The 24,508-nt window shown below is 52.9% G+C and carries 21 protein-coding genes and 1 pseudogene; all 22 read right to left on the bottom strand.

The annotated features are described in order from the left end of the window. Positions 1-3: 3 nt before the first annotated feature. The 22 genes and pseudogenes from traI to traR all read right to left on the bottom strand — a co-directional run bounded on the left by traI (position 4) and on the right by traR (position 24,378). The gene (gene traI / locus ESM_RS0119885; RefSeq protein ID WP_000986976.1) at positions 4-5,274 is read right to left on the bottom strand and encodes a conjugative transfer relaxase/helicase TraI; all 5,271 of its coding nucleotides are present in this window, start codon (positions 5,272-5,274) and stop codon (positions 4-6) included. Further along, the gene (gene traD, locus ESM_RS0119880; protein ID WP_000009363.1) at positions 5,274-7,499 is read right to left on the bottom strand and encodes a type IV conjugative transfer system coupling protein TraD; all 2,226 of its coding nucleotides are present in this window, start codon (positions 7,497-7,499) and stop codon (positions 5,274-5,276) included. The genes traI and traD overlap by 1 nt, the downstream gene beginning before the upstream one ends. Positions 7,500-7,750: 251 nt before the next feature. Further along, positions 7,751-8,482: a conjugal transfer complement resistance protein TraT gene (traT, locus tag ESM_RS0119875; protein ID WP_000850424.1), complete on the bottom strand. Its 732-nt coding sequence runs from the start codon at positions 8,480-8,482 to the stop codon at positions 7,751-7,753. A 13-nt stretch (positions 8,483-8,495) separates the two neighbouring features. Next, on the bottom strand, positions 8,496-9,005 hold the full coding sequence (traS, locus tag ESM_RS0119870) for a conjugal transfer entry exclusion protein TraS (protein ID WP_000628099.1): 510 nt from the start codon (positions 9,003-9,005) through the stop codon (positions 8,496-8,498). Further along, the gene (gene traG, locus ESM_RS0119865) at positions 9,002-11,827 is read right to left on the bottom strand and encodes a conjugal transfer mating-pair stabilization protein TraG (RefSeq protein WP_001007030.1); all 2,826 of its coding nucleotides are present in this window, start codon (positions 11,825-11,827) and stop codon (positions 9,002-9,004) included. Before traG ends, traS begins: the two co-directional genes overlap by 4 nt. Then, positions 11,824-13,197 (bottom strand): conjugal transfer pilus assembly protein TraH, encoded by a 1,374-nt coding sequence (gene traH, locus ESM_RS0119860; RefSeq protein WP_001137358.1) that lies wholly within the window; start codon positions 13,195-13,197, stop codon positions 11,824-11,826. Before traH ends, traG begins: the two co-directional genes overlap by 4 nt. Continuing rightward, positions 13,197-13,559 (bottom strand): P-type conjugative transfer protein TrbJ, encoded by a 363-nt coding sequence (gene trbJ, locus ESM_RS0119855; RefSeq protein WP_010379880.1) that lies wholly within the window; start codon positions 13,557-13,559, stop codon positions 13,197-13,199. The genes traH and trbJ overlap by 1 nt, the downstream gene beginning before the upstream one ends. Then, positions 13,489-14,034, bottom strand: a complete 546-nt coding sequence (gene trbB, locus ESM_RS0119850) for a type-F conjugative transfer system pilin assembly thiol-disulfide isomerase TrbB (protein ID WP_000052618.1) — start codon at positions 14,032-14,034, stop codon at positions 13,489-13,491. The genes trbJ and trbB overlap by 71 nt, the downstream gene beginning before the upstream one ends. Beyond that, positions 14,021-14,305 carry a type-F conjugative transfer system pilin chaperone TraQ gene (traQ, locus tag ESM_RS0119845; RefSeq protein WP_000624110.1) on the bottom strand — a complete coding sequence of 95 codons (285 nt, stop codon included), beginning with the start codon at positions 14,303-14,305 and terminating at the stop codon, positions 14,021-14,023. Before traQ ends, trbB begins: the two co-directional genes overlap by 14 nt. A gap of 118 nt (positions 14,306-14,423) precedes the next feature. Next, a complete protein-coding gene (trbA, locus tag ESM_RS0119840) occupies positions 14,424-14,771 on the bottom strand; it encodes a conjugal transfer protein TrbA (RefSeq protein WP_001287679.1) in 348 nt (115 codons plus the stop codon). A 15-nt stretch (positions 14,772-14,786) separates the two neighbouring features. Then, the gene (gene traF, locus ESM_RS0119835) at positions 14,787-15,530 is read right to left on the bottom strand and encodes a type-F conjugative transfer system pilin assembly protein TraF (protein WP_001030390.1); all 744 of its coding nucleotides are present in this window, start codon (positions 15,528-15,530) and stop codon (positions 14,787-14,789) included. Next, positions 15,523-15,780, bottom strand: coding sequence for a conjugal transfer protein TrbE (locus ESM_RS0119830; protein WP_000864328.1), 258 nt, complete (start codon positions 15,778-15,780; stop codon positions 15,523-15,525). Before ESM_RS0119830 ends, traF begins: the two co-directional genes overlap by 8 nt. A 25-nt stretch (positions 15,781-15,805) precedes the next feature. Then, entirely contained in the window at positions 15,806-17,614 is a 1,809-nt protein-coding gene (gene traN / locus ESM_RS0119825; RefSeq protein WP_000821843.1) for a type-F conjugative transfer system mating-pair stabilization protein TraN, read from the bottom strand. Beyond that, a complete protein-coding gene (gene trbC / locus ESM_RS0119820; RefSeq protein ID WP_000777692.1) occupies positions 17,611-18,249 on the bottom strand; it encodes a type-F conjugative transfer system pilin assembly protein TrbC in 639 nt (212 codons plus the stop codon). Before trbC ends, traN begins: the two co-directional genes overlap by 4 nt. 8 nt (positions 18,250-18,257) lie before the next feature. Further along, entirely contained in the window at positions 18,258-19,250 is a 993-nt protein-coding gene (gene traU, locus ESM_RS0119815) for a conjugal transfer pilus assembly protein TraU (RefSeq protein WP_000830854.1), read from the bottom strand. Continuing rightward, positions 19,247-19,879: a type-F conjugative transfer system protein TraW gene (gene traW, locus ESM_RS0119810; protein ID WP_001203720.1), complete on the bottom strand. Its 633-nt coding sequence runs from the start codon at positions 19,877-19,879 to the stop codon at positions 19,247-19,249. Before traW ends, traU begins: the two co-directional genes overlap by 4 nt. Next, positions 19,876-20,262, bottom strand: coding sequence for a type-F conjugative transfer system protein TrbI (trbI, locus tag ESM_RS0119805; protein WP_000214097.1), 387 nt, complete (start codon positions 20,260-20,262; stop codon positions 19,876-19,878). Before trbI ends, traW begins: the two co-directional genes overlap by 4 nt. After that, positions 20,259-22,889, bottom strand: coding sequence for a type IV secretion system protein TraC (traC, locus tag ESM_RS0119800; RefSeq protein WP_000069764.1), 2,631 nt, complete (start codon positions 22,887-22,889; stop codon positions 20,259-20,261). Before traC ends, trbI begins: the two co-directional genes overlap by 4 nt. 126 nt (positions 22,890-23,015) lie before the next feature. Next, positions 23,016-23,363 (bottom strand): hypothetical protein, encoded by a 348-nt coding sequence (locus tag ESM_RS1000000128575; RefSeq protein ID WP_000802783.1) that lies wholly within the window; start codon positions 23,361-23,363, stop codon positions 23,016-23,018. Between the two features lie 27 nt (positions 23,364-23,390). Then, positions 23,391-23,608, bottom strand: a pseudogene (locus tag ESM_RS0119790) (hypothetical protein). A gap of 79 nt (positions 23,609-23,687) precedes the next feature. Next, a complete protein-coding gene (locus ESM_RS0119785; RefSeq protein ID WP_000549579.1) occupies positions 23,688-24,164 on the bottom strand; it encodes a hypothetical protein in 477 nt (158 codons plus the stop codon). Further along, on the bottom strand, positions 24,157-24,378 hold the full coding sequence (gene traR, locus ESM_RS1000000127210; protein ID WP_001278695.1) for a conjugal transfer protein TraR: 222 nt from the start codon (positions 24,376-24,378) through the stop codon (positions 24,157-24,159). The genes ESM_RS0119785 and traR overlap by 8 nt, the downstream gene beginning before the upstream one ends. Positions 24,379-24,508 lie beyond the last annotated feature (130 nt).

The raw sequence follows: 24,508 nt of genomic DNA, 5'->3' as shown, positions 1-24,508 counted from the left end.
GTATCAGTCTCCGCCCAGGGTTTTCTCTTTCTGCAGGTCACGAACCATATCCCGCTCCATCTGCTGCAGTCGCTCCTGCAGCAGATTTTCCCGGGCAACCTCCCGGACAGCTTCCCGCTCCCGTTGTGATTCACGCAGCACACTCTCCGGCAGCGCAGCTTCCCGTTCAGTTATGGCAGCCCGGTCACGCTCCTGCCCGGCAATTTCCCTGACAGCCAGCTCTGTTTTGCCATCCGGCAGGTCAGGTTTGTTCTCTGCCATTTTACGGACAATTTCATCTGCACGGCGTTCCGTTTCACGGCGGATGGCCTCTTCAGCCTGCCGCTGTGCCAGCACCTCTGCCGTGACCGGTTCGCCATTTCCGGCTCCCGGCTGGACGCTGTTGTCCGGGATATCCCCCCACACGCGGCCACCGGTTATGGCACCGGGATTCCACGGACGGCCTTCACCGGCGATTCTTACCACCACACCACTGTCAGGATTATCACGGGCAATCCGGACACCATCCTGCATATTATCAGCCAGCAGGCTTTCTCCGTTACGGCTGCCCTGCAGGGCCACGAACTGCGCATCCCCGCTGCCCTTCACACGGCCTTCACCACTGAATCCCCGCAGCCCGTTTCCGTCATCCGAGGTCAGCGGGTTCAGCCAGATACCGGCAGACTTGCCGTTACGGTCAAACGCCGGCAGTGCCACATACGGTTGTGGATATTTACGTCCCGGAGCAATAAACCGTGCAGGACTGTCTCCCCCGGCCAGCCCCGCCTGACGAAGAACGGCTCGGCCTGCCGCCACGTCCCGCAGCTCCCGCGCCGTACTGAACAGCCGCTCTGCATTCATGACCTCCCGGTCCGGTTTCGGCTCAAACACATCGTGGGCAGTTCCTTTCTGTACGGCATTGTTGATGGCATCCGTCCAGCCCTGACGGTTATCGGTGTACACCTGCACATGCTGCTTCATACGCGACAGGGCCACGTAGGCTGACTCAAAGCCGGCCATCTGTTTCCGGTTACCTTCCGTGCCTTCAAGCGCAATGGCAAAGGTTTCACTTGCCCCCTGTGCACCGTGGGCAGTGATGGCATAGGCCAGGTCAATATGTTGCTCTGCCCGCTCCTGGCCGGGGCGAATCACCCGGGTCTGCTGTCCGTCCGACAGCGTGACACTGTCACCGGAAACCGCTGTCACCGTCCAGACGCTGTTGGCCACATAACCACGCTCCCGGTCACTCTTCGTGAAGCGCATCCGGTCACCGGTCCCCACCCGGATGGTGTCCGGAGTGTACAGTGTGACGCCTTCAGCCACCGCCTCCCGGGGCGAAATCAGCCGCGTGTTACCTTCCGCATCCTGCAGGGTTATCAGCCCGTCATCCTTGCTGATACCGGCAATCCGGTGATACACATTATCCACCAGGGCAAGTGCGTCCCGATGTGTCTCCCAGGTGGAGAGACGACGCAGCTCTCCGTCGCGTATATTCGCTGTGTTCAGGACAGGCACCATGACCTGCTCTTTCCCCAGCTCACCGGCCTTTTCCCGTGCATCATGAATCATGCTGTTCAGTACGCGCCGGTCCTCATTCAGGTGCGTGACAATCAGCGTCTGCTCCCGTGCTTCCGGTGTCCTGCCGGTATAGTCGCGGACAATGGCTTCATACAGTGTCATGGGGACATCAGGAAAAGCCTCGCCTTTCAGCATCGCCTTCTGCTGCGCTTCTGCCAGTTTCGCTTCCTGGCTGTGACTGAACTCCGTCACGGAGTGCTCCGGTGCCCATGCGCTCTCCTGACGGGGAACCTGAGACGGTTTCACACTCTCAAGCCCGGACAGTGCCCTTTCCACATCCCGGTTAATCAGGCTGTATACCGCCTCCCGCAGTTCCGGCGTCTGACGCACAATCTCCTTCATGATGGCCACATCGGCAGCACTGCGCGTCTGCTGGAGACGGAAAGGCTGACCGGGCGCAATGGCCTGCAGCTGGTCCGTGTCACCACTGGCCACAGCACGACCGCCACCTGCCGCAATCAGGGCGTATGCCCGTGCCATGTCGGTATTGCCCACCATTGAGCTCTCATCGAGCAGGAACAGCGTGTTGCTGAAATCCGGTGTTTCTCCGCTGCGCTGCTGCAGCTGCGTGTCATGCAGAAATGACGCCAGTGTCTGTGCATCCACGCCGGCGCTGCGCATCTCCCCGACCGCACGGTGCGTGGGCCCCAGCCCAACGACACGGGGACGCTCACTCTCCGGCAGCATGTTCACGGCTGACATCACCGCCCGGAACTGTGTGGTCTTACCCACGCCGGCATAGCCCTGCACCACCGTGAAACGGTCGGACGTTTCCAGTATCATGCGGGTGGCGGCACGCTGTCCTGATGTCAGTTTCTCCATGAGTTCGCCAGGTACTCTCTCCATCAGCGGCGTGACCGCCTCCTTACCTTCGAGAATATGGCGAAGAATGCTCTTTTCAGCCTCATACGACGCACGGGAAACCAGCAGGTCTGTGCCATAGCCTTTTGCCACATCCACATGCAGCAAATCGCCCCGTTTTATCTGCGCATCGATTTCCCGTCCCAGGTCAACAAAACTGGTTCCTTCTGCAGCAAACGACTTCGCCTCTGTCAGCAGGTCCACCATGCTGAAGGCCAGGTTTTTACTTTCCAGCACAGGAAGGGCCAGATGAATAGCCTGCTGTGCCGGCGTGTGAAGCCCGGCTTTCTGCAGACTGATAGCGGTTTCCAGCGATGTCTCACCGGCACGCGCCTTTATCTGCTCGGAAACCACCGTAAAGGAGGGATGGCGGGCAAGTTTTTCCGCAGTACGGGTTTCATCCAGTGAGGAATACAGCCGGACATCACGACCGCTGCGGGCCAGACCGTTCAGGGTGGCATTGTCCATTGCCATCTGTGTGACGGAGGCAAAAACCGTCGCACTGTCACTGACGGAATGCCCGGGCGTTTCCACCCAGCCATTCTCCAGCTTCAGTGCCGTGAATGGTGAGTCGCTCACAGGCAGGGAGGCCGGTTCAGCCCGCCCCGGCACAACAACCGTCATCGCATCTTCACTGACGGATGTCACCTGCAGGCGGTCACCGCCGGAGACGCGAAGTCCGGGAATTTTCCCTGTCACCCTCAGACGCTCGCCGTCTGCCACCGGCATTTTTTCCGGCCGGAACAGCGACCAGCTGCTGTCCAGGGAGGAAATACGCACCACCTGCGTTTCGCCCTGCGCATCCCGCAGGGTCAGGCTGTGACTCTGCGCCGTCACCCGGTCGATAACATAGCGGTCATGACTGCGTGTCTCCGGGTTCCACTGCTCCATCACCATCCCCGGGCGGTACATATCCCGCAGATAACGGCTCCGGCTGTCCAGCCAGACCGGTGACAGGGCGGTCATGGTTACCTCCGGGTGTCCGAGCACGCCCTGTGTTTTCAGCTCACTGCGAATGGCCTGCGTCAGTATGGCCTGTTCCCGTACCCCGCTGACCTGTGCCACGCTCTCTTCTCCGGCTTTCACGCTGGCCGCAAAATCCCCGGCCAGCCGGGCATAGCGGACATTACGGTCCGGTTCACTGATGATGGTTGCCAGCCGCTGTTCTCCCCCCTGCCAGCGATATGTGTTCACCCCGGCATCCTTCATGGCCATCAGTGCACTGCCTGTACCGGTTCGCTGCCCGCTGTCGGTTATCAGGACCTGTACGTTATGACGTGCGGCACCATCCAGCAGGGTTAACGTCTCTTTCAGGGAGAGTTTTTCGCCCTGGTCAACGATAACAGTACTGCCCGGCGTGAAGGCCATGCCTTCCAGCAGCTGACGACGTCCGGTTATCAGCTCACCGGACAGCCGTTCATCCTGCTTCAGGTTCATCTGCGAGCGACGGTCAGCAGCGATAATCTGCACCTCCCGCCCCTGCTCCCGGGCCATCATGACCAGTTCAGCCACCCGCTCACGCTGCCCGGCTGCACCGCCCTGCCCGGACACAATGGCCAGCGACGGGCGATCCTGTGCCAGAACACTGACGGCATCGCTGTAACCGGCCGTCCGGGGGACACTTTTCTCCGGATGTACGGTCACCCGGTTCTGTTTCATGATGTCACGACTGAGTGCCCGGACTGACAGCTCATCGAGCACATGAATCCCGGACGTGAACAGCCCCTTCTCACGATCGAGGGGGATAAGCTGCTCACGGCTGATGGCCTCATCGATACCGGCGCGTGCCCGTTCAATCACACCATTTTCCGGCGGCAGTATGCCGACCGTTCTGGCCAGCACGTCCGTGTACGTAAACTGCACTTTTCGTTCACTTAATCCGGCAATGGCCTGTGTCACCGCCTGCTGCACATCCGGCCCCTCCTGTGAAACAGCCCCGGGCGCCTGCGTGCGGGTCTCCGCACGCTGATCCGCCGCGTCACGATATGCCCGGATGTCGAACCCGGTTTCCTTCAGCGTCTGCATCCATTCAGCCATTCTGACTTCAGGATCGACGTGCTGTTTGGATTTTCGCGTATCCAGTGCCGCCACATCCCGGGATTTCAGCGAGGCATCTTCCCCGACGGCCTCCCGGATTGCCTGTGAGCGTCCGGAAAAGGCCTCCACCGGTACGCCCGGCATCTCCCACATACCGTGCTTACCCACCACTTCGGTTTCATAGCCCAGCGCCTCAACCTGCTCTTTCAGTTTTTCCCGGTAGAGCCTGCCAAAGGCAATCTGATTAGCGTACACATTCTCAATGAACCCCGTTTTCCCCACTTTGTCACTGCTCAGTGTCTTCCATTCGCCGTTATGCTGCGTGACATTAGCCACCACCGCATGCGTGTGTAACTGTGGTTCCTGATCGCGACTGGTGTCGTGGTTAAACAGTGCCATCACCAGATTACCGGTCAGCACCGTTTCTGACTGTCCGTCCGTCATCACCCGTGTGGAGGCCAGCGCCTCCACCTGACGAACAGCAAAGTCCACGGCCTGGTTATGTGCATCAATCAGGCGCTTATCGCCACCTAACATGGCCATCATGGAGACACTTTTGGGGGCGGAGAAGGTCAGGTCGTAGCCGGGACGATGCTTATTACTGCCATCCTGCATGCGGCTTAGATCCGCTCCGTCCGGCAGCCTTCCCTCCAGAAGACGGGTAAAAACATCCTTATCGACACTGCCCTGCAGTCCCAGCTGTTCAGCCCCCCTGCCGGCCCAGCGTTCTCCCATGCTGCCCAGTACATAGTAATTATCCTTGTCGGTATAATAGTTACCGGCACTTCCGGCCGATCTGACCTGCGCGATACTCATCATCAGAAATCATCTCCCGGCTCAACATCCTCCCCACGCTCCCGGTGCACATTAATGTTCACCTCTTCACGGCGCTGCATCTGCTGCTGGATGTCCGGATGATTTTCCTGTTGCCATGCCTCATAAGCGGCCATATCCACCACTTCACCGGATTCACTGATCCCGGGTGGCAGTTGCTGTTCCATCTCTTCTTCCGGTTTCATTTTCAGCTCCTGCTCGATCCCCCCTGCCGGAACATTCACACCTGAATCTGACTTCTTATCGTTGATGGCAGGAGACACCGGCTGTTGCGGCTGTTGCGGCTGTTGCGGCTGTTGCGGCTGTTGCGGCTGTTGCGGCTGTTGCGGCTGTTGCGGCTGTTGCGGCTGTTCAGCCTGAGTCACGTCTTCTCCGGAAACAACTTCCGGCACATCCGGTTCGAAGAGGCTGGCCATCTGACGACCTTCTGCTTCCCTTGCGGCAAGTACGGCGCTCAGGCGGTTCTCCATTTCCGGGTTGATGTCACGCGGAATAAACTCAGGGGCAACCTTCGGACGTGCCTGATATTTCAGTGAGAGTTTTACTGCCGGATACGGTCCGGGCAGGGTGACATAACAGGTCAGATCCGGCAGAGACTGAATGTCGGAATAACTGACCAGCGTCTGGCGCTCCATATCCTTACCGGTCGATACCCCGTCACGTACCGGATCAGCACCGTAGGAATACTGCTCGCTGGCTTTCAGGTGCTCTTTCTCACCAATCTCACCGGCAGCGAACTCTGCAATCTTATGGCTGGGAGAACGGAAAAAGGCACGGGTGTTCATGACGTCAAACAGCGTGGCAGCCGCTTTCTCACCGTAGATATCTTCCAGCTGGGCATAGGACTGGATACCAAATACATAACAGCCACCGAACTTACGGGCTTCCGGCAGGATCTCCACCAGGTCCGGCAGTTTGTGTAACGTGGGTAGCTCATCACAGAAAAACCACACACGACGGTTACGGTTTTCTCCCATTGCCAGCAGACCACGAATGGCAATGGACAGCCACATGGAGATCACCGGCTTCAGGGAGGCATGGGTGTCGGCATTCGACGAGATAAACAGCCAGCCGTTTTTCTGATCTTCCCGGACACCACGCATCCAGTCACGGATGGTAAAAGACTCACCGTTATGCTCAATCCCCTGCAGATAACGGATGGCTTTCACGTAGTTGGTCAGCACAGCACGGATGGAAATCGCCGTTTTCTCAATTTTCTCTTCCACCAGGTTGGCCGCCGGTGAATTACGCAGGAAGGTACGCAGTTTTTCGATTTTGATCGAAAGCAGTGTGTCCACCAGTTTGCTGTAGCTGCGGTTGGGGTCATTACGCATCAGGTACGCCGCTTCCGCAAAAATGGTACGTCCTGAACCCTGCCAGAACGGGTCCTCTTTTGTGCCCATCGGGATCAGCGTGTTCGCGGTATTATCAAAATCCGGCTGTGTCAGGCACTCCTTCCACAAATCCCAGGCGGCACAGCGGGCATCCAGCGGATTCAGGATTTTATCGATGGAGGGATCATAGTAACTTTTAACAAATTCCCCTGAACGGTCATAAATCACCACCATATCTCCACGCTGACGGGCGTAGTTGGCCAGACGACGGATAACTTCCGACTTACCGGCCCCGACCGTGCCGTGCAGACAGAAGTTCTGGATTTCAGAATCCCGGATAATCGGCAGGTCGCCAATCCGTATATCGGAGTCCTTGCCGTCTTTTTTCAGCATCCGGGCAACGTCTTTCGGATTGTCTGTCAGCTGACGACCACCTGTGACTTCATTTTCGCTCTGTTGTTTACCCTGACGCCCCAGAATCCAGGAGACAACAAAGAAGGTAATCAGGCAAATAACCAGTGCCACAACTGTGGCCAGAACGAATGCGGACCATAGCTGCTCTCCGCACCAGATCATATATTTATCATGCAGTACCTGAGCAGCATTCATCCGGAAGGTTTTGCCGTAATACTGGATCTCATAGACCGGCTGGGACTTGATTAAATCCCGCATGCCTTCCAGCGTGGTACACCACCAGTAAATACAGCCGTTCACAAACGTCTGCCAGCTTATTTTTACCCATAAAACCAGACCAACGAGTATCCAGAAAAAAATAAACAGGCAGTAAAGCATGATATTGGCGATCTGGCTGAACATGCGGATACGCATGGACGCAATCTGACCGCCCTGGGTCATATCCTTTGCGTTAAAACTCATGATGATATTCCGAAGAAAAAAGTCAGTCGGACTGATTATTAATGATGAAAAGATTAATAACCGTTAAATTCCGGCTTCGCCGGCAACACTTCACGGTCGCACAAAGAATTTGCACAACCGCTCAGTGTTTTCATATTTATTTCGGAAACGCCGGGGAGAAATAAAATTTATTTTATTTCTTTCCGGGGTTGGACAACGAGCAAAGCGAGGCGTCAGTCAGGAGGCCGGTCAGACCAGCCTCCGGAAGATAATCAGAGAATATTTGCGATTGATTTGGCCAGCTGGTCTTCGAGAACAGGCTTCGCCTCTTCAAATTTCAGGTTAACCTTGTTCGCATTTGAGACCACACGGGTCTGGTATTTATGCTGGTTACCTGTTTCAGTACTGGTCTGAATTTTCGCACCTGATGTGCCCTGACGCAGGGCGGCAACATTATCCGTTGTCACCGTTGCCTTAGTACGCTCTGCAATCTGCACATCCGTGATCATGGTATAGTTCACATCTTCCACCATCGCATCTGCAGCCATACCCACCAGACCGGCAGCAAGGCCCACACCGAGTGTGGCACCGGCAGAACTGGAATTATATCCGGTGATACCGGCACCTAACGCTGCACCAACTGCTGCGCCTTCATAACCACGGTTCAGCCATCCCTGAGACTCCCGCAGATCCATCTTATCGGCCTTCAGCACATTCGCCTGAATCCAGTAGTAGGCTTTATCCGGAGAAGTCACCACCTGATATCCTTTTGCTTTCACAGCATCAGCAATTTTGCCCTGCAGCCCACTCATGTCTTTATCAGACGTGTTTTTGATCTGCAGAAATACCGTGCGTTCGCTGGCGGGTTCAAGCCAGATGGTCTCACTCATCTGAGTCTTCACCTCAAGGTTACGCTTCTTGATTGCTGTGCTCATCGCACCACACCCTGAAAGAGCCAGAGTGGAACTGACCAGTGCAACCATCATCAATTTTTTTGTTTTCATCCAAAATATCCTTTTAACTAACAGACTCTTTTTTGAACAGTCCTATTACTGAGGCTATAGCTGAGAGATTATAACGATTTATATCTATGGTATACACCAAGAAAAATAATATGAATGTAATCATTAGTGCAAAAACATATAAGATAGAATGCATAAATGAAACCATAGAAAAAACAATCAAAAACAACAAAATATATGTCTTACTCTTAGAATACATAAAATTTATTATTTTTGAATCCTTTCTGAAACTATCAGGAATCGCAAGGTATAACATCATTCCATTTGTAATAGCCACAAAAAGCAGGAACCCCATCATTCCACTAGCACATATATCAAAGCCAACATCCCTGACATCACTTTTAACCGATACTAAACGCAGAAAAGTTGGCCATAATAAAACCCATAAAAACACATAAGTTCCCGGTTTTATGACTTGTAATAATGATGGGATATTAACACCCTCTACAGAGAGTACCTCCTTTAGTTTTTGCATCTCCATTTTTATATCATAGTGAGTGATCATAATGGCCCCTTCAATCGTTCTTTCTTATCATCCACCATCTGTTTTAACGCATCTTCAGACGGTGTTGGCATTAATTTCTGTCGTTTATTTTCTTCATTATATCTGTTGTTTTGTTGAATTTCTTCCTGTTTGTGATTATTTTTTAACTCTGAATATTGTCTGTCTACAATATTTTCTTCGCCATGAATACTATTCTGAGTATCTCCGATATTCCCTTTATATTCTGTGACCATATTATCAACCTGATGTTTTACATCATTACGGATATTACTGTCCTGCGTTCTTTGATCAATAATGGCCTGATGCCCCTGATGGTCAGCAATAATATCCTGGCTGCCACCACCCGAAGGTACGCTCTCCATTCCTTTACCAATATCCCCACGGGATTCACGCCAGGCATTATCAACACCAGGCTGCACCTGTTCCTGAACAAAAGACCATGCCATCGCCCGACGGCGTTCTGCAATCTCCGGTGAACTGGTGTTTGTCAGAATAGCTTCGGCATCCTGCGGTGCGTGTTTCATCACATACTGTGCAAACTGTTGCGACAAATCTTCGCTCATCTGCCCACTCATGCTTTCAGTACGGGATGCCATTTCAGCATATTCATGGCTGCGGGTCATATTCGTCGTGTACTGGTCGTAACTCTGTTTCGCTGAGTTCAGGGCTGCAGACAACTGGTCCACGCGGGAATCGGCATTATTGTCAGTATGGCTGCCGGATTCACTGACTTTGCGACTGGTAAAGTAATCGCTGGCCTCTTTAAAGTCCTTACTGGCTTTAGCATCGATATCATGGCGAGCATCATGGGTAGCCCTGCTGCCACTACTTGCTGAATGTGAGTCATCATCCGTTGCATCCAGGCTCCCCTTAAATCCACCTCTGATGCCTACCCCACCACCAACACCAAGAATTTTAGGTTTAACCCCCCATTCAGCATGAGCATCAGCATACATTCCACCAGATAGCCTGGTACTTGTTGATGCCAGTTCCTGAGTCGCCTGCTCATTACTGATATTATGCGCCTTCGCATAGCTTTCCACTGCACTGCGCATACGGCTGGCCATCATGGAGTCCTGAGCACTCATCGTGCTGTCAGCACCACCGGTGACAGAATCACTGCTCCCCCGGTTAGAACCAAACTGACTGAGCGTGTTCCAGGCACTGGCAATACTGCTGCTGAACCCATGCAGGGCACTTTCTGCTCTGTTCGATGCTTCCCGGGCCATTTCCTGTTGTGCCGCCGCAATCTGACGCGTTGCATTGATACCGACCGGTAAACGGGACATCGCTCCGCTTGCATCCATCACCATATTACCGTCACGGGTCTGTGTGGCGGTTGCGCCACTGCCGGTCTGGTACATCATCTGACCAAACGACGTGGTGCTGTTGGTGCTCCAGCTGAATCCGTTCACGTTTTCCGTCTGCATGTTGCCGTAGGAGTAATTACCGTCAACCACACTGCCTGCCGCACTGGCAGTCGGGCTGATAGCAGAGGAAGCGAAATGGCTGTACACACTGGAAAATCCGGCCCCGAGTCCCCTGACCATCATCCAGGATAATGGCGGGATCATCATGGAAAGATACCCGGCAGTGGAAGCCAGATCGGAGTATTTCAGCTGTATCTGTGAAATTTCCGAGAGCACCACCGGTGCACCATTCTGCTTTGCATAAAATGTCATGGCGCTGTTCAGAATGGCGTACAACATTGGCCATGACTGCAACCACATCAGGGCAAACACATAGCCTTTCAGGACGGACAGCGTCAGTTTGTTGAAGACAGCCGCCAGTACCAGGAGCGGGAAAATACCGATGGCGATCCCCGTCAGGATGGTCTGCGTCATGGGCAGTGTCCGCATCGCCACATGACCGATGGAGACATGTGCCAGACGTTGCTTCTCCATCGATGATGTGGTGGCCAGATTCACCAGGCTGGCCGAATCACCATTACGTGCGGCATAACTGGTGATCCCCTCCTTCAGCGCATTGATGGTGACATTCTGGCGGATGATCTGGCTGGCTGATTTACTTGAGCCATAGAAGTAACTGTAACTGTCGCCAATCAGCGTACTGAACAGCAGGTTAGGATCAGGGCGTCCACCAAATAGCTGCTGGGCATAATAATGCCAGGTTTTTCCGCCACTCTGTGTGTCCAGATTCAGCTTGTCTTTCAGCGAAACCGAAGCGTCCTTACAGGTCACGAAATTATTATTGCTGTCATAAACGCCCCGCAGCGGGCTGGGGCGGGAAAAAATCAGCGTGTAGGGATCAGCGGAGGCCATCAGCTCCTCCAGCGTGTATTTGTGGTTCAGGTAAATATCCCCCATCACGCAGTTCTGCACATAATCCTGGAAAAGATTGGCGATTTCCGGATTCCGGGACAAAAAGTCGGTGCTTTTTGATACCAGTTCTGCGCCAAACAGCATCCCCGTTTTGCTGTAGGTGACACTGTCCGGTTGCGTGAAGATCATCTCGTAACTGGCCACCATTGCATGCCCGATACGGGTCGTCAGTGAAAGTGGCATCGCCAGTCCGACCGGCACATTATCCACCCGGTGAACTTTGACCAGGTCACTGTTATCAATAATCTGCACCGATGTGCGGACATTAACCAGCAGGCTGATAAGTACAAACACGGCCACCCAGCCCAGCAAATCCATCACGTTGTGCCGCTGTACCCACATCACGGCCACCGCGAGAACAGACAATGTGAGCGCAATTTTTTCAATGGAATCCCACGTTCTGGTTCCCATAAAGGCGGCAATGGCATTCAGGTTATTCCGCAACCACTCACCACCGGCAATCACATAAACTTCATTCACAACGTGCTCCCTCCGAAGTGATAGTTGTTCTGGTAACGACTGAGCATGCGGGCGGAAAGCTGCTGACGCATGTAGCTCATCTGACGATCGACAACCAGCAGCGCATCCTGCTGTACCTGCACCTGTGACTGAAACGCCGCAATCTGCCGGGTGGCATCATTCATGTTGTCGTTAATATGTTCGATAACTGCTTCGTCATAATTTCCTGTGGCCACCATCGCCCGGGCCTGCTGTATCAGCTCCTGAATGTACTGCAGCAGGATGTCGTAACCGATATAGTCCGTCAGCTGGTAAATCATACTGTTGGAAACACCGAGCATTTGCGGGTCAACCAGGTATTTGAAGACGGGGATGGTGGTACTGGAAATAAAGCCTTTTTCCTTGTCATCCAGAGGCGTGTCACTGACCGCCTTGTTCTGAATGCTGGCCAGAAGTTTAGTAATCTGAGACTTCAGTGCATTATCCCGGCTGATGGTCACCGGTGTGTCTGCCACCACTTTCAGGCATTTATCAGAATCGTTGCAGTGATAAATTTTTGCTGTGCCGCCTTCCATCATGGCCCGGATAATTGAGCGGTCAGTGGTTCTGGCTGACAAGGGTGTGATTTCGCCGTTAGGACCAAACACCAGTGAGCCGGTCAGCGTCATCACAAACTCTTTCAGCTCTTTGTTGCCGTCAAACATTCTGTTTTTGGAAAGCGCATTCCACATGATGTTGATGTTTTTGGTCACCCGCTCCTTATCCTTGTCGCTGGCTTTATCCCTGACACTGTCAGATTTCCCGCCAACGGTACATCCCTGCCGGGAAGCCGCCCAGTCAGCAAAAATATTGCTCTCACCGGCAATGTCCTGACAGACTTTCTGCTGGGACACCTGCGTCCGGGGGAAAAGCCCGCCGATTATCCCCTGTGCCGCCTGGCAGGAACTGAGGTTCATACTGTTAATGTCGCTTGCCATTTTCTGCAGGAAGTCTTTTGCGGTTTTGATTTCCGGCACCGTTGTCTGCAGGGCAAGGTCAAAAAAGTAACCGGCAGCATTGCTCATAATCTGCTTAACAAAACGCTGCAGCTGCTCGCCATTAATAAAACTGAACGAGCCGAGATAGGCGTCGATGCCGCCACATCCGGCATTGATATCCGGCAGCGTCATGGAAATCAGCTGAACATTTTTGACCTGAGTACGGGCATACAGGGAGCCACCGTAAGCATAACCGGCGGCCTGCCCCTGCCAGACGCCCGGCTGTGTGGTATTGGAGGCGAAGCCCAGCTTGTTAAAGAACTGATTCATGTCGCTGTTCACATCCGCTGACGCTGCGGGTGTGACCGTCAGTAAAGCAGCACAAAGAACCAGAAGAGGTTTAATGCGTGGCATCATTCTTGCCCTCCCTTAATTTGTTCTCCCGGCGCATACGACATTTCAGCAGGAATATCCCGATATTTCCGTCCAGTCCTGCGGCTGTAATATATTTCAGACACCGAAATCCATCCCACAATTGCCCCCACAAAAAACACAACAGAAACAGAAAAGGTAAGGCACAGCGAAACGACAATTTCTACAGGGCTGGCGGGATAAAAAAGCCCCTGATGGATAAAGGGGATATTCAGGCTGACGATTATTCCCGTCGCGATGCCGGATATTCCGGCAATGAGTAACACCACCTGCTTATTTCGCACCTTTTTTTCCTCCGTACATCTGCAGAACGGTATCCATCCGCGCCATAAAACCGGCGGCATCCGTTGCCCCCTGTAAAAGCGGTAATGCCTCAAGCGTGTTGACGTTGACCAGGAAGGTGGTCGGTGTGGCCACCGGGATATTAGGGAAGAAGGTCTGCATCACGTCCGGTGGCACCGGCAATGCCTCCGGAAAGGCCGTATCCCCCTGACCATCCAGGGTGTAGGGAAAAACGGAAAAGCCGTACTGCTGTGCCAGCTGTTTCAGTACCGGGTCAAACTGGTGACAGTAAGGGCAATGCCCCTGCATAAACAGCACCACCTTCCAGTCGGCCAGGTTAACCTGCCTGCCGTTGCTGAGGCGGAACCAGCGGGGGGCTGGCTTTTCTGTCCTGGCTGACGTGCCTGCTGCCGGTTGTGCAGGCTGCGCGGCCATGCCCTGCGGATTCCAGAGTCGTTCAATTTCATCCCGGGTGGAGGCCTGCACGGCAGCGGCTGCCAGCAACAGGGTGAACAACAGTGATTTAATGAGAGACATGTCTGCCCTCCTGCTGCCCTTCCATCATGGCCTGTTGCCTGGCTTCCAGTGCCTCACGCTCTTCCCGGCTGACACGGGCAATCCATGCATCCAGCACCTGGTATGCGCCGAACAGCACAAGGATGGCCGCAATCAACTCCGCCAGAAAAAAAGCCATCCAGGGTTTGCTGTAAACAAGACGGGCGACGATATGAAACCAGACACCCAGGGAAAATACCCACATTCCCGTAATATCAAGCCGGGGTAAAGAGAATCTGCGTTTACTTATCATGTTAAACTCCGGTTATTATTTACATGAGAGTATTTATGTCTGTAATATTCGCGTTTGTGTGATATTAATCAGATCAACCTCATTATTTTGTATGGTTTTTATTACCGTTTTATATGACTTAGCCTGTCATAAGCCCCCTTATAAAAAACCACATCACTCCGGACCATACTGATGACAACATAATACAGATAAATATTCTTCTGAACCCGTCGAAGCTCGTAACGTTCGGTAATGAGCCAATAACCATTGGAACAACCATTGCTGCGCCCTGATTCATAATTGCACCACACAGAAACCAGAGACTGGCAGTCAGCACATATAAACACGCGATATTAATAACAAGGAAAACCAGTGAGCTCAGGAGAAACATTTTCCTGTCATTACGCTCAGAAAAGAAATAACCGGCAATAATGACAAACATTAACAGAACAACACCTGTAAACATTTTCAAACAATCTTCACTCATAAATCAAATCCGCGATTAAAAATTGGGTTTAAAATCTTCAGAAACGTTCAGGAACTGTTTTGCCAGGTCGTCCTGCGAAATAAAACCGTATGATAACGGACGAACACTGCCCTGTTTCGGGTCAACCAGCATCATGGCCGGGAAATATTTCACGCCGAGGCGCTGCGCCTGCCCCTGGTCAGTCCGGGAATCCGGCAACAGCGGATTAATCACACCATCCACGGAAACGGGAATAACACTCAGACCATAGGTATCCCTGAAGCCATTAATGACCTGCGCCAGCTGCCCGTCGATGGGGTCCTGCCCCCGGTAAAAAAACATGATGCCGTAGTGTTCAGCCAGTTTCGCAATAGCCTGTCGCTGCTGCGCCTGGTCTGCCGCCAGCTGGTTCCGTACCGTGCCGTTGTAATGGCTGTACTGCAGGTTATAGTCCAGTTCGGGATGCGCCAGCATGGCTTTTTTGGCGCTCATGGTGAAAAGCCCGGCCTGCTGAGTCCAGTAATTCTGCAGCCGGAAATATTTCACAAAATTATCCACGCCGGGATACAGAATAGCTTCGTACAGCGCCCGCTTTGTTGCCGTCTGCAGTGCGGCCAGTTTCTGCATAATATCCGGCTCCTGACGTGGGACTGCAGGTACAGGTTTATTTTCTTTTTCCTTTGGATTTATTTTCTCGTTATACCACTGCCAGCCTGCATCTTTCCCTGACGCCGGAAAAATAAAGCAGCAGAGTAACAGTGGCAGTAATGCTTTATTCATCTTCATTCCTTTCATCACTTTTTCTTTCATCAGATTTCTGCAGGTCAGTCAGGGCAGAAAAACAAAAATACAGAATAAACAGGAGCACACCGGAGTAAAAAATAACAAAACAGGCAGCAAGCATCTCACCTGCTGTGGTTTCTTTTACCGTATCCCACGACCAGATAATTACCGGGGAAATGACAATCGCTGTAATCAAAAGCCGGATAAGAAAATCAATAAAACGGTTCGACGTGAATATGACTTTCATCATTTCCCCGGTTATTTTCCATACCTTACTGTCCTGCCTGTTTCAGCTGGTCAGCAATCTGCTCTTTCACTTTCTGCGTCAGAACACCACTGTCCGGGATTTTCTGGTTATTCATCAGGTCTTCGTAGAAGTTAGTGAAATCCAGTCTGTCGAACTGAATTTTCTGCAGCTCATCAACCGTAATCCCCCGACAGTCAGGATGCTTCGCACTGCCAAAACTGATACGCAGCTGTCCGTTGCGCCCCTGCTGCTGGACTATCTGCGCCAGCTTCGAATCAAACTGACAGTAACTGCGTTTTTTCTCCAGGCAGACACCCAGCACTTTCTTCGAACAGAACTCTCCGACACTGACGGTCAGTTTGTTTGATTTTGCTTTAGCCAGGGCTTTTTCATCACTGCTGCATTTGGCCAGCCCGATATCCTGCCCCCAGCCGCTGTCCTTACAGCAGTTGCTGTATCCGGCTGCAGCCTTCTTACAAAATTTCGCCTGACCGGTGAAAGCACGGACATCCACCCCGTTCAGCGCCGCAACATCCTTACCTGCTGCGGCCAGTGCCGCCAGCTGAGAAACGGCTTCGGCAAAATCATTACTCTTCCCGCTCTGAGCCTTATCGCATTCGCCATCGAGACAGAAGACGTCTCCCCCACAGACCATCACTTTCCCGGATGTTTTTGACTCACAGGAGTACGTGGCATATTCATGCAGACAGGCACCTTCTTCGGAGTAAAAGGCGCACTGGTGTGACACCAGGGTACAGGCAGGATTGTCGGTGTAGGTCTGACAGGTTCCCTTGTCTGCTGACTGTGTGACATACGTGTCCCGGTATGCCCAGCAGCTCTGGTACATGCTGTATGACTGACCATCTTTCACCAGCGTCCTGTTCCCGCCAGCCTCCGTACATTCTGTTTTTGTCAGTTTCCCCAGCTCCTTGCTGAACGGGCAGCTTTCAGACCAGACAACATACGGGGTGTACGAGGCTTTTTTTACCCTGACAACCAGACGCAGCTTCATTGCCGTATGACGTCTGAATTTTGTATTCCCGACCCGGACGGGGTGAGATGACGTAAAAGCAACACCGGCAGTCAGTGTTTTCTGTACTGGTGTAAATGAGGCATCTGCTGAGTATTTGGCATTCCAGCTCAGTGGGGTTCCCAGTACTGTAATTGTCATAGGTACACTCTTCTGCAGGTAAGTACGACTCCAGCTGTAATGCGCATCGACAATTTCACCGGTAACGGGAGAGGTAATGGAGACAACATACTGACCATTCACTTCACGTGCAGGTAGCTGACTCATTTCATACTCCAGCGTCCGGGTTTCCCATGTGGTACTCCCCTGCAGCTCCATACGGGCAGTTCGTGTGCAGTACTGCTCCACCTGTAAATCCCTCTCACAGGTGTAATTCGTGTATTCACTCCGGCTAATCTCCTGCGCACTGCACTGCTGCCCGGTGTTTCCCACAATGCTGTCAGCCCGGTTCACCACATCCCTGCCGGTCTGGATAAACGGTGCATCCGGTGAAAGAATGTCTTTCGGCTTGTTCATGAATGACTCTGTGATGGTTTTTCCGGTTTCACCGGTCGCCCATTCCGTGGTGCCGTCATTTTTCAGGCCGCCATCCCCGCCGGCAGTCACGCCACCGTAGTATTTTGTCTCGTCCGGATTCGCGTTATAGCCGGGGATACTCTCCTGTGGCTTAAAGCCCTGAATACTGCTGCTTCCCTGTCCTTTGATCTGGTGAGCAAAATCAGAACCGGCCCGGTAATCACTGTTGCTGTCAGCCTGTGCCATGCCGGCAACCAGAGCCAGTATCAGAGGTAAAATACGTTTCATTTCCCGGAATCTCCTTTCCCTGCCAGTAAATCATGAGCCACCTGCCGGCAGTCACCCGTGGCGGCCACTTTCTCCAGCGCCTGGCCGACCCGCAGGTTTCCCCGGATGATGTCGTATCCCTGACTGCAGAACACCACCAGTGCCGGTACACTGCGAATGCCGTACTGTGAAAACAGCGTCGGGTCGATCTGAACACCATCAGTCGCGCCGTCTTTCACCAGGGACAGCACGGCTTCAGCGGTGGTCTTCAGGTCATTGTTCACCATGCCCCGCAGTGTGGCGGGTATACCGTAGTGCCGGGTTTCGCCCAGCATTCGTTTCAGCCCCTCTTCGGGAATGGAAAACGACACAAAATACAGAGCACCCTGCCGGGGTTTCCCGTCCTGCGAAGCCTGCTGTTTACGAACCAGCTCATCCAGGAAATGGTTATCTGAACGCTGAAGGGGGTTTTCCAGCACCTGTTTCTCCGCCCAGGCTTTCAGCTGATGGTCAGGTTTTTCACGCAGTTGTCTGCTTAAATTTTCCTGCTGCTTCAGGAACTGGCGGTTTTCAGGAGTGTTCACGTTTTCTGACGCCATAACCGCCCCGTTCAGCATCATCAGCAGTGCTGCCAGAGATTTCATACTCAGCTTCATCATTCACCTCACAGGAAGACACAGTTACGTTTACGCCACATCAGGTAGCCGAAGTTTTTCTTTGTATTGGGCGGATTTTTCCCGGTTTCCCAGCGGGTCACACTGCGCCCGAACGGGTGGCACTGTCCGCTGTCCGGGTACATATTCACCATCTGGTAACGCCAGCGTTCTTTGGGCAGGATTGGGGACGGATATTCATTACAGACGGCGTTATTTTTCCCGATGGTTTCCATAATCATGCCCTGACGGTGCAGCTTGAACGCCATGCGTTCACTGACCAGCAGGGAGGACTGCAACGGACTGGACTCATTACTCACCCAGCCATTGAACGGGTACATACTGCCCTGCGAACCGGCACACCAGAACAGAACATCGAGAGGCATATTAAAGGCGCTGGCAATGGCATCTGCTGCACAGGCCCCCTGTGCTATCGGATTGGCAAAGATGACAGCTTCCGGATTGAGAATGGTGGTCAGGCTGCTGTCCGTCCAGGTGGGGTCAATTTCAGAAAGATAAGCGATATCCAGGTCACCACCTTCCAGACAGCCCAGCGATGTGATGATGTTAAGCCAGTACGTCAGCGGGTATTTGTACCAGTGAACGTGATAGAACGCCCCGTTCACCTGCTTCTCATCTTTTTTCGCCGTTCCCTGTGCCGTTTTACCAAAAGCCGGCAGGCTGAAGCCCAGGTTCACCATGCATCCCGGTGACCGGGTGACGTCCGTCAGCGCCATCGGCTCCCAGTAACCAATGGCCAGCCCGATACGCCTGAACAGCGGCGGCGGTGCCGGACAAATCTGAATGGGCATCGACGGGTTCGCCGTATCGGGGACCTTACCCTGACTGACTTTGATACTGCCCAGCGAGAGCGGGAAAATACAGCTCCAGCAGATATCCGTGATCGGGTTTACAAAACGCCCCTCACAGGCAGAATCCGCAGACGCTGCAGGGACATGACCGGCGAGAAGGAATAACATCAGCATCCACAGGCTTCGCTTCATTTTCTGCCCTCCTCTGCCGGAATAAATTCCACCTTCAGGAAGCGATCGCCGGGAACGGCGCTCACCCGTGCCGGGACCTGATCAATGCCGAGGCGCTGGCAGAGCACACCGTTCTGGTCAAAGTAAACACGGCTGTCCAGAGACTTCTGCATCTCCGGGATACTGCCCTGCACGAGGATAATTTTGCTCTCCAGTGTGGGCGGCGTCTGGCGTTTCATCCAGGCCACCTGCGCCGGATCATCGCCATTGATGAAATACAGCGTCTGGTTAAAAGGAACATACTGCAGCGGATTCATCACTTCACCCTGACGGGCAAACACCCGCCCTTCGTTATCCCGGATATCCGCAGCCAGTCTGACGGACGGGTCAAACAACCGGCTGCCGTATTTCTCCGTGCGTCCGATACCGGGCACGGCAGGGGGCCGCAGGCTGTTACGGATCACCCGCTCCTTAAAGGCATCCATTTTCCGGCCCATCTCACCGGACTGCTCCAGTGCCGTCAGGCGCTGCATGATCACCGTCAGCATGTCCGGCTCCTTTACCGGCCACAGATCGCCCCAGGTACCAAGATCGGCGGCGGCCACACTCTGCCCCCATATCAGCAGGGCAATCAGCCCCCGGCATCTCATGGCTCCGCCCTCATTCGCCGGGCGATATCCTGCTGGATTTCCCGGGTGATATCCGGAGCCCCCTGTACCACGGCAGGCGACACCAGAATGACCGCGTGGTGTTTCTGCTGCCATGCCTGCAGGCTGGCTTCCAGTGCCGTGTTAAAACGCGCTGAAAGGGCTTTTGACTGTGCTTCTGACAGTTGTTTCTGACTGGCGCTGTCAAAAAACGCATCCACGGTCTGTTTCATGTTGAAGGCGACAGTCACCGGTGCGTTCAGTCTGACAATGCCGTAACTGATGGCTGCGTTCAGTAACACCATTGCCAGACATCCCGGCACCGTCCACCACCAGTGGCTGCGTCGACGGGCTGTAACGTCAGTCGTTTTTTGCGTTGTGGTCATGCAACACTCCTGTATTTCTCATGTTCTTCCAGCCAGGCTTCCAGCGAAGCCATCTCCGGCCCTGACTTCTTCCACGCCAGCTGCCACACCGCCTCATGAATACTCAGCCCCTCTTTACGCTTCTGCTGCACAAACTCAAAATCCGGGCCGTCAGAGCTGTACATGGCGCGGCTTAACGGGTCCACAAACAGACGGTGCCAGGAGGAGTGGTTCTCCACCTGCAGCAGGAAGGAACTGAACCACTGGTCTTTGGCCGCACCAAACTTACCAATCATGTCGCGCTGCAGTGGCAGGAACTGGTCCGGATACAGCTGGTTGTATTTCGCGAACTCCTTCGCACTCTGTTTGAGGATAATTTTGTAGGAGGAGTTACCCCATGCTGCACGGGCCGCACTGGAGGCCTTGTCAGAGTCAAAGTCGACGATGTTCTGTGTGATGGTGATATAGGCACCGGTATGACGGCGGGCGGTACGGTAGCCTTTCTCAATAAATTCACCGACCTTGTGATTTTTGAAGTCCAGCAGACGCCAGCCTTCATCAATAACGTTCAGTTTCTTGAGGTTACGCGGCGTGCGGTACATCCTGTTCTCGATGTAGATAATCAGGGAGAACATCACCGCAACCAGCAGTGACGGACGGTCTTCCAGTCCGCCCAGCTCCAGCACCACCATTTTTGCGTCATCCCGCAGGGACGGCTCATCAGAGTTAAAATACTGGCCGTAAGTGCCGTTGGCAGTGTACTGGTCAAGCAGCACAATCATTTCGTCCAGACGGCTGCGGATAGTCGGTGACTCGGCATACTGCTCGCTGTCACTGGCGTTTTTCAGGAAATCCACCACGTCATCAATACGTGCTCTGTTCTCTTTGGCCAGCCAGGAGGCTCTGACCGCCTGCAACAGCAGACCTTCATGCACTTCATCCAGGTTACCGTTGGGGCTGGCCATCACCGACAGCTGGTCGCGGACACGCTCCGCTGACTGGTCAATATCGGTGATGTTCGCAAACGGGTTAAAGCGCAGGGTTTCACCGTCCAGATACACCCCGCCCATGTTCTCACACAGGGACTTGTATCCATCCCCCATGTCGAACACCACGGCAAAGCCTCCGGAGTCCAGCACGCTGCGGATAAGTGGCTGTATCAGCCCGGTTTTACCAGCCCCGGAGGTGCCACAGACCGCCATGTTGTAGTTGGTGTTATTCATCCCCCGGAAGAAAATATCGATAAACGCCAGCTGGTTACGGTAGGTGGGTGCCAGCAGACCTGCCGGTGTCAGGGGGTTATCCGCCACTAACGGCATCAGGTTGGCAACATTAAAGCTCTCTGCGCGCTGAACCACTCCGGCCTCTTTCAGCTGTTTAAACAACCCTTTCCCGGCCATAAAGGGCAGACAGGTCAGGAAATTGCGCATGTGGTTAAAGCGCGGTGAAATCAGCTCAAAACCGTTTTTACGGAAGCTGTTCAGGATGTCCTGCTCCACTTCCAGTGCCGTTTCATTATTGTCCTTGCAGAAGGCTGTGATGTTGAGGAAGTAGGACACGACAGAGGACTGACCGGAGCCCAGCCGCTGACGCAGTTCCCCCCACTCCTTCGCCTCTTTCTCCACGGACGGAAACCATTTGGCATAGGAGGTCTTCGACTTTTTCTCCAGGTCCATGTACTTCAGGTTGGCTTCGCTGTGGGTTTTCACCTGGTCTTCCACCACCAGAGTCAGCGTCAGGATGAACGGACAGGAGATGGACAGTTCCGGGTTCAGCAGGTTGCTGTAGTTGTCGGCCATGTTCCACAGGAAGGCGATTTCCGGGTTACGGGCCAGATGGAAATTCAGGATGCGGGCCGTGCTGTTCCTGCCCTTCTCACGCAGGCCCAGCGTCAGGTAATCCGCCCGGACTTTCAGGTCAAAACTGTCCTCCACACACTGATAATTCAGATCAGAATACGGGTCCAGCTGACGTCTTTTCGGATACAGGGAGTCCGGGTTATGGTTAATCATCTCCCCGACAATATCGATAAAGGCCTGTGCATCCACCGCCTGTGTGGTGATACTGGCCCCCTGTAACGACGCCCGGATGATTTTCACCAGGTTTTCCATTTCCAGAATATCAGCCCGGCTTTTTTTCTTCGAGGGAGAACAGTACGAGAAGAATACCCGGTAATGGCGCAGGGTCAGGGGCAGATTCATCCCCTCCGGCAGCGGAAACTGTGTCGCTGCCGCATTCATATAATAAGCCCGGGTAATGGCGTTAAACCGTTCAGCCTGTTCACCCGACCAGGAGAACTCACGCAGCCCGTATTCAATCCTGTCACCAACCAGCTGACTGGACATCAGATGGATGCAGAACGGCACCCCGCGCGGCAGTTTGGTGCGCAGCATGTGATCGAGGGCCTCCACAATGGACTCATTCGCCCCATTGATGGGAATGGCTTCCAGCATAAAGCCCATCGTGGTGTCATTCATGAACAGACCGGATTCCTGGTTGTAATCACGGTACGGCAGCAGACGACTGAACTGCGGGAAGCTCATTTCGCCCAGAACTTCATTGGCCTTTGCGGATTCGTCAGGCAGTTTCAGTGCGGTGACAAGGGAGTTCACCGCCTGAGTGACGGCCTCAAGTGGGTTATTACTCATATGAGTATTCCTTAGTACGTTTAAAAAAGGAAAATATCAGTCTGTGGCCGTGGATATATCACGCAGTGCCATTCTTAAAACCACAGCACAAAATAAGAAATGGAGGCTTTTAACAGGAAACCAGGATTAACGTTCCTTTACTGAATGAGCATCATTTAATGCCTGAAGTTGTTTTTCGCGTATTTTATTGCGCTCATTTTCTCTTACCCGTCGCGCCTCTGCCATTTCATTTCTTTTTCTGCATTCTGATGCGATTTTATTTGCCTTACCAATGGTTAAAGGTTCAGACTGATAATTAAGTGTCTCCTGAAATGCTTCTGCTGCACAGGGAGTTTCCTGTAAAATCTCTGTCAGTTGTTCTGGTGTTGCAGGTTGTTGCGCAAGGTAAACGATGTAAAAAGGAATACATACAATCATAGCCATAACACCAACAAATACAAAAGACAGAAAATATTTTAAATATATCGGCTTCATTTCATTTTCCTTCGAAGCAGTAAGCACTCATTGCCCACCACCATTCAGTGTTTCCATCACGTTGTTCAAAGGTTCATTTGTTTTAACTTCAATACACTCCCCTGTATTTCCTAAGCCCCTGCCTCCGTGCGCTTCGATTGTCCGAAGAACCTGCACGCATACATCCGTATTTGGCATGGGTGTAATATTCCAGCTTCCGCCACCGTTAATATTTTTATCAGCACAAGAAAAATAAAGGTATGCATTCTTTATTACCTCCGCTTGTATATTAATCACTGAATATCCCTTCAGTTAACTTATGAGGTCATAAAACACTGCAGATTCTCATTCGGATTTATTCCCTCCAGTAAACTTCCGAATAGTATCCTGTTCACGCTGACGGGTGGCAGACTCCTGCATTGCATCCACTTTCTCCTGCCAGAGACGCCGGATATCCTTTTCATCCCGACCAGTCAGTTTTTTACCGGACAACAAACGGTTAAGCAGTTCCTGTCTCACATCTGGTACGTCTTCAGTCAGACGCATAAGCCGGAGTAATTCCTGACGACTGAGTACCATGCGTGATTCCTCCGGTACGCTGTAATAATTAAAAATACGACTGAATACCCCACAACAGCAGGCAACAGACAGGCACAGGGATTTCAGATACAGGCCAGAAACACAGAATGTGGCAACACCACAAAGAATAGCTATAACTAAAAAGCCCTTACCCAGTGCCATACACAAAGAACCCTGTTTTCTGAATATCCGCTCATGCTCATCCAGAATAAAATCTATTTTTTCATTTTCTGATTTATGCATAGTGTTTCCTCTGCCTTTCCTGATACGCCTGACATTCAACGCACAACGTCACACCGGGAAATATTTTCCGCCGGGCTTCCGGAATAGGATTTCCGCATGCTTCACAAAGATAAACAGGAATACCATGAACATTTATTTTCTGGCGTATCCGGTTTATTCCTGTCATGGTCAGTTGTTCTGTCACTGAATATGCTTCATCGGCTTCATCACTCACGGAATATTCCTCCCGACATGTTCTGACACGCTACCGCCCATCCCTTTTCACGCACAGGGCACTCGTTTTACAGGCAGATTATGAATACAGAAAGCCCACCGGCATTGCCGGCTGATATACAACTTCAGGG

Source organism: Escherichia sp. TW09308, assembly GCF_000208565.1.
In the GTDB taxonomy this organism is placed as follows: Bacteria; Pseudomonadota; Gammaproteobacteria; order Enterobacterales; family Enterobacteriaceae; genus Escherichia; species Escherichia marmotae.
Note: the sequence above shows the minus strand (reverse complement) of the source record. Positions and strands in the feature narration are given on the sequence as shown.

Excerpts from the sequence above, each read along its gene's own strand:
- traI (WP_000986976.1), bottom strand. The coding sequence starts at position 5,274 with ATGATGAGTATCGCGCAGGTCAGATCGGCCGGAAGTGCCGGTAACTAT.
- traD (WP_000009363.1), bottom strand. The coding sequence starts at position 7,499 with ATGAGTTTTAACGCAAAGGATATGACCCAGGGCGGTCAGATTGCGTCC.
- traT (WP_000850424.1), bottom strand. The coding sequence starts at position 8,482 with ATGAAAACAAAAAAATTGATGATGGTTGCACTGGTCAGTTCCACTCTG.
- traS (WP_000628099.1), bottom strand. The coding sequence starts at position 9,005 with ATGATCACTCACTATGATATAAAAATGGAGATGCAAAAACTAAAGGAG.
- traH (WP_001137358.1), bottom strand. The coding sequence starts at position 13,197 with ATGCCACGCATTAAACCTCTTCTGGTTCTTTGTGCTGCTTTACTGACG.
- trbJ (WP_010379880.1), bottom strand. The coding sequence starts at position 13,559 with ATGCCGCCGGTTTTATGGCGCGGATGGATACCGTTCTGCAGATGTACG.
- trbB (WP_000052618.1), bottom strand. The coding sequence starts at position 14,034 with ATGTCTCTCATTAAATCACTGTTGTTCACCCTGTTGCTGGCAGCCGCT.
- traQ (WP_000624110.1), bottom strand. The coding sequence starts at position 14,305 with ATGATAAGTAAACGCAGATTCTCTTTACCCCGGCTTGATATTACGGGA.
- trbA (WP_001287679.1), bottom strand. The coding sequence starts at position 14,771 with ATGAGTGAAGATTGTTTGAAAATGTTTACAGGTGTTGTTCTGTTAATG.
- traF (WP_001030390.1), bottom strand. The coding sequence starts at position 15,530 with ATGAATAAAGCATTACTGCCACTGTTACTCTGCTGCTTTATTTTTCCG.
- ESM_RS0119830 (WP_000864328.1), bottom strand. The coding sequence starts at position 15,780 with ATGAAAGTCATATTCACGTCGAACCGTTTTATTGATTTTCTTATCCGG.
- traN (WP_000821843.1), bottom strand. The coding sequence starts at position 17,614 with ATGAAACGTATTTTACCTCTGATACTGGCTCTGGTTGCCGGCATGGCA.
- trbC (WP_000777692.1), bottom strand. The coding sequence starts at position 18,249 with ATGAAGCTGAGTATGAAATCTCTGGCAGCACTGCTGATGATGCTGAAC.
- traU (WP_000830854.1), bottom strand. The coding sequence starts at position 19,250 with ATGAAGCGAAGCCTGTGGATGCTGATGTTATTCCTTCTCGCCGGTCAT.
- traW (WP_001203720.1), bottom strand. The coding sequence starts at position 19,879 with ATGAGATGCCGGGGGCTGATTGCCCTGCTGATATGGGGGCAGAGTGTG.
- trbI (WP_000214097.1), bottom strand. The coding sequence starts at position 20,262 with ATGACCACAACGCAAAAAACGACTGACGTTACAGCCCGTCGACGCAGC.
- traC (WP_000069764.1), bottom strand. The coding sequence starts at position 22,889 with ATGAGTAATAACCCACTTGAGGCCGTCACTCAGGCGGTGAACTCCCTT.
- ESM_RS1000000128575 (WP_000802783.1), bottom strand. The coding sequence starts at position 23,363 with ATGAAGCCGATATATTTAAAATATTTTCTGTCTTTTGTATTTGTTGGT.
- ESM_RS0119785 (WP_000549579.1), bottom strand. The coding sequence starts at position 24,164 with ATGCATAAATCAGAAAATGAAAAAATAGATTTTATTCTGGATGAGCAT.